13 protein-coding genes are annotated in these 16,395 nt (G+C 58.8%); 11 read left to right on the top strand and 2 right to left on the bottom strand.

The features are described 5' to 3' along the window. The first annotated feature begins 25 nt into the window (after positions 1-25). Together rpsO and F4V58_RS04490 are read left to right on the top strand one after the other, a co-directional pair. Positions 26-295 (top strand): 30S ribosomal protein S15, encoded by a 270-nt coding sequence (gene rpsO, locus F4V58_RS04485; RefSeq protein WP_075733718.1) that lies wholly within the window; start codon positions 26-28, stop codon positions 293-295. A gap of 281 nt (positions 296-576) precedes the next feature. Beyond that, positions 577-2,817, top strand: a complete 2,241-nt coding sequence (locus F4V58_RS04490; protein ID WP_075733720.1) for a polyribonucleotide nucleotidyltransferase — start codon at positions 577-579, stop codon at positions 2,815-2,817. Between the two features lie 110 nt (positions 2,818-2,927). On the opposite strand, the gene F4V58_RS04495 is transcribed toward F4V58_RS04490, so the two are convergent. Continuing rightward, the gene (locus tag F4V58_RS04495; RefSeq protein WP_075733721.1) at positions 2,928-3,680 is read right to left on the bottom strand and encodes an AMIN-like domain-containing (lipo)protein; all 753 of its coding nucleotides are present in this window, start codon (positions 3,678-3,680) and stop codon (positions 2,928-2,930) included. Positions 3,681-4,002: 322 nt separating this feature from the next. Here F4V58_RS04495 and dapB point away from each other — a divergent pair, with 322 nt between their 5' ends. The 7 genes from dapB (at position 4,003) to F4V58_RS04530 (ending at position 14,584) form a co-directional block, all read left to right on the top strand. Then, the gene (gene dapB / locus F4V58_RS04500) at positions 4,003-4,749 is read left to right on the top strand and encodes a 4-hydroxy-tetrahydrodipicolinate reductase (RefSeq protein WP_075733723.1); all 747 of its coding nucleotides are present in this window, start codon (positions 4,003-4,005) and stop codon (positions 4,747-4,749) included. Between the two features lie 142 nt (positions 4,750-4,891). Next, entirely contained in the window at positions 4,892-5,641 is a 750-nt protein-coding gene (thyX, locus tag F4V58_RS04505) for an FAD-dependent thymidylate synthase (RefSeq protein WP_075733725.1), read from the top strand. A 141-nt stretch (positions 5,642-5,782) separates the two neighbouring features. Continuing rightward, on the top strand, positions 5,783-6,697 hold the full coding sequence (gene dapA, locus F4V58_RS04510) for a 4-hydroxy-tetrahydrodipicolinate synthase (protein WP_075733727.1): 915 nt from the start codon (positions 5,783-5,785) through the stop codon (positions 6,695-6,697). Then, complete coding sequence (locus tag F4V58_RS04515) at positions 6,694-8,907, top strand: ribonuclease J (RefSeq protein ID WP_084559681.1); 2,214 nt, start codon at positions 6,694-6,696, stop codon at positions 8,905-8,907. The genes dapA and F4V58_RS04515 overlap by 4 nt, the downstream gene beginning before the upstream one ends. A gap of 88 nt (positions 8,908-8,995) precedes the next feature. Next, complete coding sequence (locus F4V58_RS04520) at positions 8,996-9,622, top strand: TIGR03085 family metal-binding protein (RefSeq protein WP_245803031.1); 627 nt, start codon at positions 8,996-8,998, stop codon at positions 9,620-9,622. Between the two features lie 97 nt (positions 9,623-9,719). Further along, positions 9,720-13,169, top strand: coding sequence for a DNA translocase FtsK 4TM domain-containing protein (locus tag F4V58_RS04525; protein ID WP_084559682.1), 3,450 nt, complete (start codon positions 9,720-9,722; stop codon positions 13,167-13,169). Between the two features lie 299 nt (positions 13,170-13,468). Then, the gene (locus F4V58_RS04530; protein ID WP_075733731.1) at positions 13,469-14,584 is read left to right on the top strand and encodes a TerC family protein; all 1,116 of its coding nucleotides are present in this window, start codon (positions 13,469-13,471) and stop codon (positions 14,582-14,584) included. Positions 14,585-14,820: 236 nt separating this feature from the next. On the opposite strand, the gene F4V58_RS04535 is transcribed toward F4V58_RS04530, so the two are convergent. Further along, complete coding sequence (locus tag F4V58_RS04535; protein ID WP_075733733.1) at positions 14,821-15,111, bottom strand: YciI family protein; 291 nt, start codon at positions 15,109-15,111, stop codon at positions 14,821-14,823. A 162-nt stretch (positions 15,112-15,273) separates the two neighbouring features. On the opposite strand from F4V58_RS04535, the gene pgsA reads away from it, so the two are divergent. Together pgsA and F4V58_RS04545 are read left to right on the top strand one after the other, a co-directional pair. Next, positions 15,274-15,840, top strand: coding sequence for a CDP-diacylglycerol--glycerol-3-phosphate 3-phosphatidyltransferase (gene pgsA / locus F4V58_RS04540; RefSeq protein ID WP_075733735.1), 567 nt, complete (start codon positions 15,274-15,276; stop codon positions 15,838-15,840). Positions 15,841-15,890: 50 nt separating this feature from the next. After that, complete coding sequence (locus F4V58_RS04545; protein WP_075733737.1) at positions 15,891-16,364, top strand: CinA family protein; 474 nt, start codon at positions 15,891-15,893, stop codon at positions 16,362-16,364. Positions 16,365-16,395 lie beyond the last annotated feature (31 nt).

Genomic DNA, 16,395 nt, shown 5'->3' on the forward strand with positions numbered 1-16,395 from the left:
GAAAATATTTTAGGAGTTGTACCTCATGGCAATGACCACTGAGCAGAAGACCGAAGTTCTCAAGGAATACGGCCTACACGAGACCGACACCGGCTCTCCCGAAGCACAGGTTGCACTGCTGACCTACCGCATCAACAGCTTGACCGAGCACCTGAAGACCCACAAGCATGATCACCACTCCCGTCGTGGCCTGCTTTTGATGGTTGGTCGCCGCCGTGGCCTGTTGAAGTACCTGGCAGCTAACAACATTGACCGTTACCGTGACCTGATTGCACGCCTGGGTCTGCGCCGCTAATTTTGCGCTAGACGCTAGACGTCAGATGACGGTCTAAAATAATTTGCACCTGGCTTTTGCCGGGTGCATTTTTCGTTTTAAGTGGCGGCCTCGCGGCTGTGATTTAGCCCCCAACGAACCCCTTTATGTGGCAGCAAGTAGGCACTCGGGTTGCGCCGGACGCGAATTTATGAGCGGAACTAGCTAAAACCTGCTAAGGTTTTCCCTGGTATTAAAGACCAATATTGGAAACCCCCGGCGGCAACGATGATCGCCGGTACTTGAAGGAGTAACACTTTTTAATGAGCGAAAATAACGCTGTTGAATTTATTGTCGACGAAGAGTTCGGCATCACTGAAGCCATTGCCACCCTGGACAACGGGGACTTTGGCACTCGCACCATCCGCTTCGAGACTGGCCAGCTAGCGCGCCAGGCCGGCGGATCTGTCACCACCTATTTGGATGATGACACCATGCTGCTGACCACCACCACTGCGTCCAACCAGCCGCGCGAAGGCTTTGATTTCTTCCCGCTGACCGTGGACGTTGAGGAGCGTATGTACGCAGCCGGCAAAATCCCGGGCTCGTTCTTCCGCCGCGAAGGCCGCCCCTCGACTGAAGCTGTATTGACCTGCCGTCTGGTAGACCGCCCGCTGCGCCCAACCTTTGTTAAAGGCTTGCGCAACGAAGTCCAGGTTGTCATCACGGTCATGTCCATGAACCCTGAAGAGTTCTATGACGTTGTGGCTATCAATGGTGCCTCTGCTGCAACGCAGCTGTCTGGTCTACCAGTTTCCGGCCCTGTGGGCGGCGTACGCATGGCGCTTATTGCCGATGATAAGCACCCCAAGGGCCAGTGGGTAGCGTTCCCCAACCACGCCCAGCACGATCAAGCTCTCTTCGAGATGGTTGTTGCAGGCCGCCTGGTAGACAAGGGTGGCAAGCAAGACGTTGCCATCATGATGGTGGAGGCTGGAGCTGGCAACAACGTCATCCAGCGCATCAAGGAAGGTGCCCCGGCTCCCAAGGAGGCCACCGTGGCAGCTGGTCTTGAGGCCGCTAAGCCTTTCATTGAGACACTGTGCAAGGCCCAAGCTGGTCTGGCAGAGCGTGCGGCTAAAGAAACCCAGGAATTCCCACTGTTCCCGCCGTATTCCGATGATGTCTACGCGGCAGTGGAGAAGAAGGCTGCGAAGAAGCTCGAAGAGCTGATGACCATTGCCGGCAAGCAGGACCGCGATGACGCCACCAATGAGCATATGGCCACCGTGGAAGAAGCTCTCTTGGACCGCTTTGAGGAATTGGATGACGCTTCCAAGCAAATCCGCAATGCGTACAACTCCCTGATGAAGGCCATCGTCCGTAAGAAGATCCTCAACGAGGGCTTCCGTATTGACGGCCGTAGCGTTACCGACATTCGTGACCTTGCGGTTGAGGTTGAACTCATTCCGCGCGCGCACGGTTCCGCGCTGTTCGAGCGCGGGGAGACTCAAATCCTGGGCGTAACCACCCTGGACATGTTGAAGATGGAGCAGCATATTGACTCGCTGTCGCCTGACTCATCTAAGCGCTACATGCACCACTACAACTTCCCTCCTTACTCCGTAGGTGAGACTGGCCGCGTGGGCTCGCCCAAGCGCCGCGAAATCGGGCACGGTGCGCTTGCTGAGCGCGCTTTGGTTCCGGTTCTTCCTACCCGTGAGGAATTCCCTTACGCCATCCGCCAGGTATCTGAGGCTCTAGGATCCAACGGTTCTACCTCCATGGGTTCCGTCTGCGCTTCCACGCTGTCTCTGTTTAACGCCGGCGTTCCGCTGAAGGCACCCGTGGCTGGTATCGCTATGGGACTTGTCTCCGGTGAGGTCAAGGGCAAGGAGAAGTTCGTTGCGCTGACCGACATCCTTGGTGCAGAAGACGCATTCGGTGACATGGACTTCAAGGTCGCTGGTACCTCCGAGTTCATCACCGCTTTGCAGCTCGACACCAAGTTGGACGGCATCCCCTCTAAGGTGCTGGCGGATGCCCTCGAGCAGGCACGTGATGCTCGTGCCGCTATCTTGGACACCATGGAAACCGTCATCGACTCCCCGGATGAGATGTCCGCTTTGGCACCGAAGATTACCTCGGTGAAGATTCCAATGAACAAGATTGGTGAGCTCATTGGCCCCAAGGGCAAGACCATCAACCTGATTACGGAAGAAACCGGCGCTGATATTTCCATCGAGGAAGACGGCACCGTCTACATCTCCGCAGCCACTGGTGAGGCAGCCGACGCCGCCATCGAGCGCGTCAACGGCATTGCTAACCCGCAGCTACCAACCGTTGGTGAGCGCTACCTAGGTACGGTTGTCAAGACCGTTGCCTTTGGTGCTTTCATCTCCTTGACTCCAGGGTCAGACGGCTTGATGCACATCTCCAAGATTGGCGGAGATGAGCGCATTGAGAAGGTAGAGGACGTCTACAACGTGGGCGACAAAGTCCAGGTAGAAATCGCGGACATTGACAACCGCGGCAAGATCTCCCTTATTCCAGTAGAGGACTAAAGTCAGCTGAATAAAGCCGCCCTGGCTGGCCACAGATTGTGGCTTAGCCGCGGGCGGCTTTTTCTTCTTGCACTGGCACCGGATATCAGGCGGTCCTACGCCCGGGGGTGCTAGTCCTTGAGGAAGTCTATGACCAAACGGGAAGGCTGCTCAAGGAAAGTGATGGAGTAGGGGCGCTTCTCATCGAGGCCGAGGACAAATTGGGACTGGGCTTCAAACGCTCCGGTAAATTCCACCGAGCGGATACTTCCCGCGCCTGGGAAAGTGCCGGCGTCGATGAACGATGCTTGCTTTTCCGCAGAAAACGGCCACGGCGTCCCCTCCACACCCACCGTCAAAGCCGTTGTGCCCCGGTACTCAACCGGGAATCCGGAGCCCTGCTGCGCGGGTTCGGTCGAATAGCGGGCATACCATCCGGGTTTGCCGGTGCCGGTGAATTCAATGACAAACCGGTCAAAACCGGGGTGTGAGCCCGTGCGGACCGCAACGGGAACCAGGTCGGCTGGACCGTTCATGGTCAGCGGACGGTCCTGGTCACTTGGTTGGCCTAAGAATCCGGCGGGCAAGCCGTTGGCCTGTGGGGCTTCTTTAGCTGGAGGGCTGGCGGTGCTGGCAGCCGCGCCGTTGTCTGCTGGACGGGTGGCCTTTTCCGTTGTGGCCTCCCCAGGGGTGTGCGCAGGGGACGTTTCTTTCTTCGCATTGGCCTTGGACACCGTGGTGGTACTGGTTAACAGTTGGGATTGCGCGTTGTCTACTCCATCAGAAGGAGAGCAGGCGGAGAGAGAGACGGCTACGCAGACAGCTAAAGAGGCAGCGAGGGGTTTTACAAGCGTTGGGCCGGGCTGAGAAAAATCTTCACACATGGTTACGAGAGTAATGGAAAACCCGTACCAGTGAAAGATAAACTTTTGTGCCCCGAACTTTCCAGCTTCTAAATTACTTCACAGATTTCCATAAGGACTGCGTGCAGGTAGCGGCTTGCCCGGTACAAAAACTCCAGGGGCGTGCCTGTAGACTTTGAGAAAAACCGGCAAGCGTGGCTACCTAGCGCTGGTTTTCTGGCCACCATGGGGCAACTGGGCTAAACGTTGCCACCAAGCTCTAGTGGTGAGGCGGCGGCGCTGGCGGTGAAAACACAGCACTACTGCGGGGTAGTGGCAAAACTAAGGCGAAGGAGTACACACGATGGCAATCAAAGTAGGCATCTTAGGAGCGAAGGGGCGCGTAGGCCGCGCGATTGTGGAGGGGGTTAGCGCCGCAGATGACCTGGAGCTGGTCGCGGAGGTAGACCGGGGTGACTCTCTTGACAAGTTGGTTGATAGCGGAGCTGAGGTTGTGGTTGATTTCACCCAACCCGGTGCGGTGATGGACAACCTAGAATTCTGCGTGGGTCATGGCATCCACTGCGTGGTGGGGACCACGGGGTTTGATGAGCAACGCCTAGATAAGGTAGCCGAGTGGGCCAGCAAGGACGGCGCGGGTCACGTTCTCATTGCTCCCAACTTTGCCATCTCCGCAGTTTTGACTATGGCTTTTGCAGCCCAAGCAGCAAAGTTCTTTGAAACGGCCGAGGTAGTGGAATACCACCACCCCACAAAGCTGGATGCGCCCAGCGGCACCGCCATCCACACCGCCCAGGGTATTGCCCGGGCGCGCGCGGGGGCCGGAATGGGGGAGATGCCGGACGCCACGGAGCAGACCCTGGAAGGCGCGCGGGGGGCGGTTGTTGACGGCGTCCCCGTTCATGCCGTCCGCACCCGGGGAATGGTTGCCCACGAAGAGGTAATCTTCGGCGCACAGGGGCAATCCCTTACCATTCGCCAGGACTCTTATGACCGTTCATCCTTTGTGCCCGGTGTTCTGGTGGGGGTACGCAAGATAGCCGAACACGCCGGCTTGGTGGTTGGGCTAGAAAATTACCTGGATATCTAGCTGGTATCCGGCGCCCGCCCGTACGGGATTGGAACTCGGCGGGATCTGCAATCCGGTGACGTACGGCGAATGCAGTGGCGCACAGGTAGCCACCGCACAGGTAGTCACTTTGACGTACATGAGGAAGAAAGAATCTGAGGGAATGACAAAGAAAAGTAGTCTTGAAATTCAACTGGTGGCGGCCACGGAGTTCCACCCCCCGGCGGATATTGATTGGTCGCCGGATGAGACTGCTACGTCGGGCGAAGCCTTGGTCGAATTTGCCGGTCGTGCCTGTTATGAGTCCTTTGATAAGCCCAACCCGCGTACAGCGGGCAATGAGGCTTACCTGCACCACATTATCGAGGTGGGCCACCTCGCCTTGCTGGAGCACGCTACTGCGACGCTCTACATTAGGGGCATCTCCAGGTCAGCTACCCACGAACTGGTCAGGCACAGGCATTTTTCCTTTTCTCAGCTGTCCCAACGGTTCGTCCACCCGGAGGAGCCCGAAGTCGTGGTTCCGGCACTCATTGCCAAGGACGAAGACCTCAGCCGCACGTTCATCAGAGCGGTGGAGGACGCGCGGTTTATGTACGAGGAGTTGCTATCCGGTCTTGAGGAAAACCTTGCTAATGAACCCAATGCGCTGCTAAGACTCAAGCAGGCCCGGCAGGCTGCGCGGTCGGTGTTGCCCAACGCCACGGAGTCGCGGATTGTGGTGACCGGGAACTACCGCGCGTGGCGGGAAATGATTGCCGCCCACGCCACCGAGCATGCCGATGAAGAAATGCGGACGGTGGCGGTAGCGGCATTGAAAATCTTAATGGAACAATCACCGGTGATTTTCTCCGATTTCACCATTACCAAGCTCGCCGACGGAACGGAGATGGCGTCCAGCCCGTACGCTTAGCCGCCCCCTGGATGTTTCACCTCATGACCATGACCGTGACCATGGCATGACCTGGGGTTTTTCCGGGAGCGCTTACACGGTGGGGCCACCACGCGGAGAGGATACCAACAAAAGCGCCGTTTACAGGTAACCTAGTCAGACATGAGCACAGGTATGACAGCACACTCCGACACCCCGGTATTTGGCCGGGTTGGCGTAGCTATGGTCACCCCTTTTGATCATCACGGAGCGCTAGATACCGCGACCGCGCGTCGGGTAGCTACGCACCTCGTGGACAACGGCGTTGACTCTCTGTTCATTTCCGGCACCACGGGCGAAGCCCCGACTACCACGCCGGAAGAAAAGATTGAACTGCTCAAGGCCGTCATCGATGAAGTGGGCACGCGGGCAAAGGTTTGTGCCGGGGTTGGGACTAACAACACCAAGGTTTCCGTTGAGCTGGCAAAAGCTGCGGCTAAAGCCGGTGCGGACAGCCTGCTGGTGGTAACCCCGTACTACTCCAAGCCCTCCCAAGACGGGGTGTTTGCCCATTTCGAAGAGATCGCTAAGGCTACAGACCTCCCAGTGTGCGTTTACGATATACCTGGCCGCTCGGGTATTGCTATTGAGGCTGACACTCTACGTCGCCTTGCGAAGCTACCCACCATCAGTGCCGTGAAAGACGCCAAGGGTCACCTTGGTCTGGGTGCTGAGCTTATGCATGAAACCGGAATTGACTGGTACTCCGGTGATGACCCACTGAACATACCGTGGTTATCCCTGGGGGCCTCTGGTCTGATTTCCGTTATAGGACATGCTGCGCCACAATATTTGGCGGAACTTTATACTTCTTTCGAAGATGGCGACCTCGCGCGTGCGCGCGAGATTAACGCCACACACTTAATCCCACTCATGCATGCGCAAGCACGCTTGGGTGGCGTAACAATGGCAAAATCTGCCTTGCGACTGCAAGGTTTGGATTGCGGATCTCCGCGGCTTCCGGTGCTAGATGCAACGGAGTCAGAAATTGCGGAGCTTCGCCAAGATATGACAAAGGCTGGAGTCTTTAAAGAATGACTGAATCTCGCAAGAGTTCCCGGAAGGTTACCCGCAAGGCGGGCCCACCGGTAGAAGCAAACGAAGCGGCCTCAAATGAGGCGGCTTCTCCCGTTTTCCAAGCACCGGAGAATGCAGCTAGCAAGGCTGCTGAAACCGCTGGTGCCGCTAATTCGCAGAACCAGGGTTCTGAGAACAGCAGGCGGGACAATTCCGAGCGTCAAGACAACGGAGAAAAGCAGGACGGGGATAACTCGCGCCGCCGCTCCCGTGGATCACGGGGTGGCCGTGGCCGCAGCGGCAACGGCAACGGCCGTGACAACAACCGCGAGAACAATCGGGAGAACAACCGTGATAACAATCGCGGCGGGTCTCGCGGTAACTCCGGTGATGACCGGAACAACGGCCGCGGCAATAACCGTCAGGGCGGTGGCAACAACAACGGCGGAAACCGTGGCCGCCGGAGTGTCCTGAAATCAATGCAGGGTGCGGATCTGACCAAGCGTCTTCCGGAGCCACCAAAGCAGCCTAAAGATGCCCTGCGTATCTACGCCCTTGGTGGTATTTCCGAAATTGGCCGTAACATGACCGTCTTCGATTACCAGGGCGACATGCTCATCATCGACTGTGGCGTGCTGTTTCCGTCCTCCGGTGAGCCCGGCGTGGATCTCATCCTGCCTGACTTCGGTCCGATTGAAAAGAAGCTGGACAAGGTCAAGGCGCTGGTTATCACTCACGCGCACGAGGACCACATTGGTGCTATCCCGTGGCTGTTGAAGTTGCGCGGTGATATCCCTATCGTGGCTTCCCGCTTTACTATCGCGCTGATCGCCGCGAAGTGTAAGGAACACCGCCTGCGTCCCAAGTTCATTGAGGTCAATGAGCAGTCTGATGTTTCCTATGGGCCGTTCCGGTGCCGTTTCTGGGCCGTGAACCACTCCATTCCTGACGCCTTGGGAATCATGCTCAACACCCCAGCGGGTAGCGTTATCCAGACTGGTGACATCAAGCTGGATCAGACCCCGCTTGACGGCCGCCCAACGGATTTGCCGGCACTGTCCCGCTTCGGTGATGAGGGCGTGGACCTCATGCTTTGTGACTCTACCAACGCTAACATCCCTGGTGTTTCGGGCTCTGAGGGAGATATTCCGGCGGCTCTCAACCGCCTGGTCTCCGGGGCCAAGCAGCGCGTGATTCTGGCCACCTTCGCCTCCAACGTTTACCGCGTGCAGGCCGCTGTGGACGCAGCTGTTGCCAACGGCCGCAAGGTTGCTTTCAATGGCCGGTCCATGCTGCGGAACATGGAAATCGCGGAGAAGATGGGCTTGTTGAAGGTCCCGCGTGGCACCATCATTTCTATCGATGACGCCGCCCGGATGGCCCCTCACAAGGTCATGTTGATTACCACCGGTACGCAGGGTGAACCCATGGCGGCACTGTCGCGCATGGCCCGCCGGGAACACCGCCAGATCACTGTCCGCGATGGGGATATGGTTATTTTCTCCTCCTCGCTCATTCCGGGCAATGAGGAAGCAATTTACGGCGTGATGAATATGCTGTCCCAGATTGGTGCGGAGATTATCACCAGTAAGGAAGCCAAGGTTCACTCTTCCGGACACGGCTACGCCGGGGAGCTGTTGTTCCTCTACAACGCAGCCCGTCCGCGCAACGCTATGCCGGTACACGGCGAGTGGCGCCACCTGCGTGCAAACAAGGAGCTGGCAATCTCCACCGGCGTGGACCGTGACCGCGTGGTCTTGGCCCAAAACGGTGTGGTTGTGGACCTGCAGAAGGGGCGCGCGCAAGTGGTTGGCCAGCTGCAGATTGGCAACTTGTACGTGGACGGCCTAACAATGGGTGACGTGGACGCGGACACTTTGGCGGACCGTACTAACCTGGGTGCTGGCGGCGTTGTCTCCATCACCTGTGTAATTGACAACCGGACCTGCCGTTTGCTGGAACGCCCAACGGTTGAGACCACGGGCTTTAGCGATGATGACCGCGGAGTAGTGCCGGAAATCGCGGAGCTGGTAGAAAGCACCATGAATGACTTGGCTGCTGAAGGCGAAAATGACACCTACCGCATGGTGCAGAAGGTGCGCCGCAAGGTCACCCGCCTGATGTCGGTAAAGCACAAGCGCGAACCGGTTATTCTGCCCACCATCATCCAGACCGCCTCCGGGCAGCTCGATCTTGATGATGACGTATCAGGCGCACGGGAGTCGCGCTAGTTAACGTGAACCACGTTTCCCGGTCCTTATAGGCATCAGGTCGTGGAGGTGAGCCCTAGCTGCAACCTTTGGTTGTATGCTAGGGCTCATGTCGTTTTCTTCTGCTGAGCGTGAAAAGCTCGCTGCGTTGCTCCTGGAACTTGGCCCCGCTGCTCCTACCCTGTGCGGTGGGTGGGATACCCGTGAGATGGCCGCCCATCTGTGGTTGCGGGAACACCATCCGCGGGCCGCCGCCGGGATTGTTTTCCCATTTCTTTCTAAAGTGACTGAAGATGTCATGCGGGAGGTTGCGGAGCGCGATTACGCAGCGGTTGTCTCCGCGTGGGCCGCCGGCCCCAAGAAGTTCCACCCGTTAAGGTTCTTCGATTCCGTTGCCAACTTTGCGGAGCACTTTGTTCACCACGAGGATGTGCGGAGGGCCAACGGCATGGTGAAGCCCCGGGAGTTTTCCACCGTGGTTAATGACAAAATGTATAAGACTCTCACGGTGTTGGCACCGCGGATGTTGACCAAATCTACCAAGCCGGTGGCGCTGTTTGCTCCGGGCTACCCGCGTTTGCTTGCCGCGAACTCGCGCGGGGTGACCAGTCAGGGGAGTGCGGTTGTTACCGTGATGGGCGCGGTCCCGGAGTTACTGCTGTGGGTTTTTGGCCGGGACGAGGCTGAGGTGGTCATTAAGGGTGATGACACCGCCATCGTTAGGTCAAGCCTCTAGGGTTTACCTTCTGGGTAGCGCCCGGGACTGAAGAAAAGTTCTGCTCACTGGTGTTGCGTATGGGAATACTGGTGTCAAAGCGTCTAAAGTGGTTTCCATGTCTGTCAAGAATGCTTCCTCCAGCTCGCGGAATTCCCGCAGCAAACGACGCTCGAAGGCGCAAGGTTCCACTACCGCGCGCAGCCGGCCAGCCGCGAAAACCCGCGCCCGCTCCGCCAGCGGCGCGTCTTCGCTGACCCTCACCGGCGCCTCGTCCAGCCGGGCGGCCGCTACCTCCGGTGAGCGCACCGGCAGCGCCTTCGGAGCAGTAGGCCACGGGGTAGGGGCTGCCTTTGGCGCGGCCGCCCGCGGCCTGGGAAGCCTCACTCGGAGCCTTGGTTCCGGAAACCAAGACGGTGATGACCGCGAGGACGGGACCGGGCGCGAGGACGGCTACGGCTCAGATTCCAGCTCTTACGCCGCTGGGGTGGGGTTGAACGAATTCTTGGCTGCTGAAGAAGACGAAGAAGAAGATGTAGAAACGGGTAGGATGAGCAAGGAACGCCAATCACGGTCCAAGCGAACTAAGAAACAAGATGCTGGTGACTCCGGGCGGTCCCGCGTGGCTAAAAATGACGCGGATGACGGAATGGAGGACCATCCGGACAAGCCATCAACCTCCAGCGGTATTGCCATAGGTAACCCGGACGTCGTGGGCCTGGTGCTCATAGGCTTGGCAGCAGTGTTGGGAGCCTCGGTCTGGCTAGACATCGCGGGCCCCATCGGAGCCGTTATCGCTAAAGTCGCGCACTTGATTATCGGTGCCGGTGCCCTGGTGCTGCCAGTGGCCCTAGTGGCTGTTGCAGTCGCGCTCATGCTGCAATTGCAAGGTCCCTCCGGAGTGATGGAGACCCGAATGATTGTGGGGGTTGCCCTCATTGTTGTCTCCATGCTGGGGCTGATTCACCTCTTTGCGGACAACCCGGACTCCTGGGCGGACCGGATGGATGCCGGTGGGGCAGTGGGGGCCTGGACCGGAGGTCTGCTGGCCACCGGCTTTTCAGCCTACGTTGCTATTCCGTTGTTAGCGCTGGTTATTGTCTACGCCGCCCTTCTTATAACCCGCATTACTGTGCGCGAGGTGTGGGATATGGTGGCAGCGTGGGTTAGCCAGCAGCTCAATTCCACCGATGACGATGATCCTGATCTTGACCAGGATGAAGATCTGTACGGCAATGCTTCCGCAGATATCGAAGACATTGAACAAGACCGGCGGCGGCCGAGCCGCCGTGGCGTGCGCCCCACAGTCCGGCGCGCTCCTAGCGCTGAGTCCGTTGCCCCCCGCAGGGGAGATAGCGGCCCCGGGCGCCCCGGAAGCTCCCCGCTGGATAATTACCCGTTGGACGAGGGGCTACGCCCGTCCGCGGATGCGGCACAACTACCCGAAGACGGGGAATCAAGTAGTGCTACCCAGCACCTGGGAACAGCCCGCACGTTCAGCGCGAGCGACACGGACGAGATCCCGGTGGTTCCGGAACCGCGTCAGCCTGCACCACGCAAGCGTTCGCAGGCGGTAGCAGACGTTGCCGGAGCGGCAGGGGCTGCTGGTGCCACCATTGCCGGTGCCGGCGCTGCAGGTGCGGCAGGTGCGGCAGCCCGTTCGGCAGGCGAGGCCGGGGCCTCCCTGGCTGCAGGTGCGGCAGCTAGTTCTGCTGGAGCGGCCGGGGCCTCCCTGGCTGCAGGTGCGGCCGGCGCGGGCGCGGCGGTATCGGCAAGTAAGGCAGCTGCTAGTGCGGCCGGAGATACCATCTCGGCGTCACGGGAGGCCGTGCGCAAGGCAATTATTCAGCGTTCCGGGATGGATCCGGCCACCGGCCGGAACATGGAACAACCACCGGCGGCCGTAGAACCCGCTGGGGAAACTAGCGTTATCCCTGTTGATGAAGGCAGTAACTACCACATTCCGGAAACTTCTTTGCTCACGCCGGGCAAGCCCGCCAAGGCGCACACGGAGGTCAACGACCGCATTATTGCGGCGATAACCGACGTCTTTGCAGAGTTCAAGGTTGACGCCCACGTGGTGGGCTTTAGCCGTGGCCCCACAGTCACCCGCTATGAAATTGAGCTGGGCCCGGGCGTGAAGGTCTCTAAGATCACCAACCTGCAATCCAACCTGGCGTATGCCGTGGCCACCGAGAATGTACGCCTGCTAACGCCTATCCCCGGCAAGTCCGCGGTAGGTATTGAGGTGCCTAACCCAGACCGGGAGATGGTGCGCCTGCGCGAGGTGCTGGACTCGGAGAACATGAACACCACCGACCCGATGTTGGTGGGCCTGGGTAAGGATATTGAGGGGCAGTTCATCTCTTCCTCCATCCAGAAGATGCCACACCTGTTGGTGGCCGGTGCCACCGGCTCGGGTAAGTCCGCGTTTGTGAACTCCCTGTTGGTGTCCATCCTCACCCGCGCCACCCCGGAGGAGGTCCGCCTTATCTTGGTGGACCCGAAGATGGTGGAGCTGACCCCGTACGAGGGCATCCCGCACCTGATTACGCCCATCATTACGCAGCCAAAGAAGGCCAACGCCGCGTTGCAATGGCTGGTTGAGGAGATGGAGCAGCGGTATATGGACATGAAGTCCGCGCGCGTGCGCCACATCATGGACTTCAATGACAAGGTTCGCTCTGGAGAAATCCAGGCCCCGGCCGGCTCTAAGCGGGAGATGCGCCCCTACCCGTTTATCGTGTGCGTGGTAGACGAGCTGGCGGACCTGATGATGACCGCGCCGAAGGAGATCGAAGAATCCATCGTGCGTATCACGCAAAAGGCCCGCGCCGCTGGTATTCACCTGGTGCTGGCAACCCAGCGTCCGTCCGTGGACGTGGTGACTGGCTTGATTAAGACCAACGTGCCTTCGCGCCTGGCGTTTGCTACCTCTTCGCTGACGGACTCCCGCGTGATTTTGGACCAGGCCGGTGCGGAAAAGCTCATTGGTATGGGTGATGGCCTGTTCATTCCACAGGGCGGACGTCCGGTGCGCATGCAGGGCGCGTTCGTTGCGGACGACGAAGTGCAAGCTGTTGTCGATGCCGCCAAGGCTCAGGGCCAGCCCAACTACACCGAGGGAGTCACCGAGGACAAGGCGGCTGAGGCCAAGAAGGACATTGATGAGGACATCGGAAAGGATCTGGACGACCTGCTTGAGGCCGTCGAGCTGGTGGTCACCTCCCAGTTGGGTTCTACGTCTATGCTTCAGCGCAAGCTGCGCATTGGTTTTGCCAAGGCCGGCCGCCTCATGGATCTGATGGAAACCCGCGGTATCGTGGGCCCCTCCGAGGGATCCAAGGCCCGCGAGGTACTCACCAAGCCGGAAGAGCTAGAGACCATGCTGTGGTACTTGAAGGGCGCCGACCCCGCCGATGCCCCCAAGGAGATGCAGGACGAGCTGGACCAGGAAGCCGGCCCCAGCGGTGATGAGACCTCCGTCATAGACGGTGAAATAGTGGAGGACGCCGCCGAAACCAAAGCGGTCAAGGCAACCTACAATCCCTCCGCTGGTGCCTTCTAACCACCGGAGGCGGTATTAGAGCTCCGGGTTTCCGGAACCCGGCCATAAGCCCCAGCCGCGCGCAACCGCGTGCGCTGGGGCTTGTTGGCGCTTTTGGTGTAGTGTGTTTAAAGAATTGGAGGGGAGTACCCCACACCTTCGGCGCTGGCCGTCAACACGGCTGCACGTCCACTGAGACTTGCTCCCGGTCGCGCCGGTCCACACCGCACATTTTGCTGCTTTGTGGGCGGGGGAGACCTCCGGTCTTTTTTATCGTTTTACCGTACTAGCTTTTCAGTACCGACCGGAGGATTTTAACTATGCACGTACCCTTGTGGATCTGGGCCATCACTATGGCCGTTATCGCTGGCTTTTTTGTCTTTGACTTCTTCTCGCATGTGCGCTCACCGCACGCGCCATCCATGAAGGAAGCTGGTGCCTGGGCAGCCTTTTATATGGGCATGGCCGTGGTGTTCGGCGGGATAGTGTGGATTACTTGGGATGGTGAGCACGCCATGCAGTTCTACACCGGCTGGATCACTGAACTCGCGCTGAGCGTAGACAACCTCTTTGTCTTCACGCTCATCATGGCGGCTTTCAAGATTCCGCGAAAATTCCAACAAAAGGTGCTGCTGATTGGCATTGTTCTGGCCTTGCTGTTCCGCCTCATCTTCATCCTGCTCGGCGCAGCGCTGATTGCAGCCTGGTCCGATGTGTTCTACATCTTTGCCGTCTTCCTTATCTACACTGCGGTCAAGCTCATCATCGATGAAGTCCGCGGCGCAGAGGAAACCAACCCCAACGACATGATGGTCATCAAGTGGCTGCGCAAGGTAGTCCACGTGACCCCGCGCTACCACGGGGATAACCTGACCTACCGCGAAAAGTCCGGGGCCAAGGCCGGCAAGTTCGCCCTAACCCCACTGTTCGTGGCGCTGATTGCTATCGGGCTTATTGACGTCATGTTTGCCTTTGACTCCATTCCCGCCATCTACGGGATTACCTCTGAGCCATTCCTGGTCTTTACCACCAACGCCTTTGCCCTCATGGGTCTGCGCCAGATGTTCTTCCTCATCGACGGCCTGCTGGAGCGACTTGTCTACCTGGCTTATGGCCTGGGTATCATCTTGCTGTTTATTGGCGTGAAGCTGCTGTTCCACGCGCTCCACGAGAACAACCTGCCGTTTATCAACAGCGGCGAAGACGTCCACTCCATCCCGGAAATTTCCACGCTGGGGTCCTTGGTAGTGATTGTGGGTGTCCTGGCCACAACGGTGGTGCTATCTCTTATCAAGAGCAAGCGTGACGTGGCCAACGGCGGCCAGCGTGCCACCTCTAACCGCCTGGACTGGGACGAGGAAGGAAACAAAATTGTCCGCGACAAGAATGGCAAATTCCTGCGCCAGGCCACCGAGGCTGACACCGCCAAACGCTAAAGCGAAGCGTTACTCCCAGCCGCGTTATTCCTAGCCAGCGGTAAAAGGGAGACACACACACGAAGCTCTTCCCACTTTCACCGGCAGCTCCCCGCGGGGCACCGGTGGGGTGGGAAGAGCTTTGTCATTCCCGGCGCGAGCGTCTATGGGGCCCGGTCCGTACCGCAGCGCCAGCTACACCCAAGTGCCAGGCGCGGTTCGCTGAAAGTCCTAGGAAGGCGAAACGGGCAAATAGACTAGAAAGAGTTGATGACCGGGTTCCACTCGCGGATGGTGCGGTCTGGCACCAAGTTGCCCTTCCAGAAGGGGTCCTGGTCCATGATGTCAATTACCTGGGCTACCTCGGTAGACTCATCATCGAATTTCAAGATGATAAGCGCGCCGCCCAAGCCGTCGGGGTGCGGGCCGGAGCCTAGAATCTTTCCCTCCCCATGGAGCCGGGAGATGAACTCCCGGTGCTCCGGACGGGTCTGGGCAATACCGGAATTTTCGGGGTCGTACTTGTAGGAAACTGCGAAGTATTTCATGGCTACAGTCTAAACTTTTTTCCCCGGCCTGCGGGGAGGTTTCTGTCCGCTGCCGCGCCCGGCCGTGTGCGCCGGGTGTGTATAAGAGCCTGCAAGCTGGGGAGCAGGCAGATACACTCGCACGTTCGAACGGGTACGCGCGCGGGCCGGGGCTGCGGTAGGATGGCGGGCGTGACTGACCGAAAAATGACTCCTACGTCCAAGCCGTCTAATCTCAACGTTCCAAACGTTTTGACCAGCCTGCGTATCCTGTTCATTCCGGTTTTCGCGTGGCTGGCCCTCTCAGGTCACCAGTGGTGGACGTTCTGGGTGTTCGGTCTGTTGATGTTTACCGACAAACTTGACGGGGATATCGCCCGCAAACACAACCTGGTTACAGATTTTGGCAAGATCGCGGACCCTATCGCGGACAAAGCTTTGATGTCCACGGCGCTGATTTGCCTCAACCTGGCTTACGGCCTTCCCTGGTGGGTAACCGTGGTCATTTTGGTCCGCGAGTTTGGGATCACCTTCTGGCGCATGGGGATGTTGCGCTCCGGCAAGGTGGTTCCCGCCTCCAAGGGCGGGAAGTTGAAAACCGTGCTCCAAGCCTTTGCCGTGGCCCTCTACTTCCTTCCGTTGCCAGGATGGATGGATATCCCTAGTTTCCTAGTCATGCTGCTGGCAGTAGTGGTGACCGTGGTGACCGGTGCCCAGTACCTTCTAGACGCACGGCGCAGCAACGGTTAACAGCCCATACCCCGCCCGTGCTGGTGCGCAGTGAAGAAAGGTAAAAGCACGTGACTGCTGAAAATGTCCTCACCGTTCTAAAAGCCAGGGGAGAGACTCTAGCTTTCTGCGAGTCCCTTACCGCAGGCTTGGCGGCTGCAAGCGTGGGTTCAGTCCCCGGCGCTTCACACGCGTTGCGCGGGGGTTTGGTCACCTACGCCACTGAGGTCAAAGCAGCTTTCCTGGGCACTACTGTAAAGGCTCTGGAAGCGCAGGGGGTGGTGTCCGCGCTCACGGCCAAGGACATGGCTGTGGCTGCTGTCAGGCATTGCGGATCCACGTGGGGTATTTCCCTGACTGGGGTGGCTGGTCCTGACTTACAGGAGGGGCACCCACCTGGGACAGTGTTCGTGGGGATTGCTCACCACGGGGGCACCGTGGAGACCTTCCTGGCAACGGGGTTGTACGGTTCCCGGGAGGAAATCCGGACCGGTGCCGTAACCTTTGCCCTATCTACCTTCTTGGGCATTCTAGAAAAATCATAGAGACTCCGGGAACAAATCCCCGCCACCGTGC

The organism is Corynebacterium phocae (genome assembly GCF_008693075.1).
Lineage (GTDB): Bacteria > Actinomycetota > Actinomycetes > Mycobacteriales > Mycobacteriaceae > Corynebacterium > Corynebacterium phocae.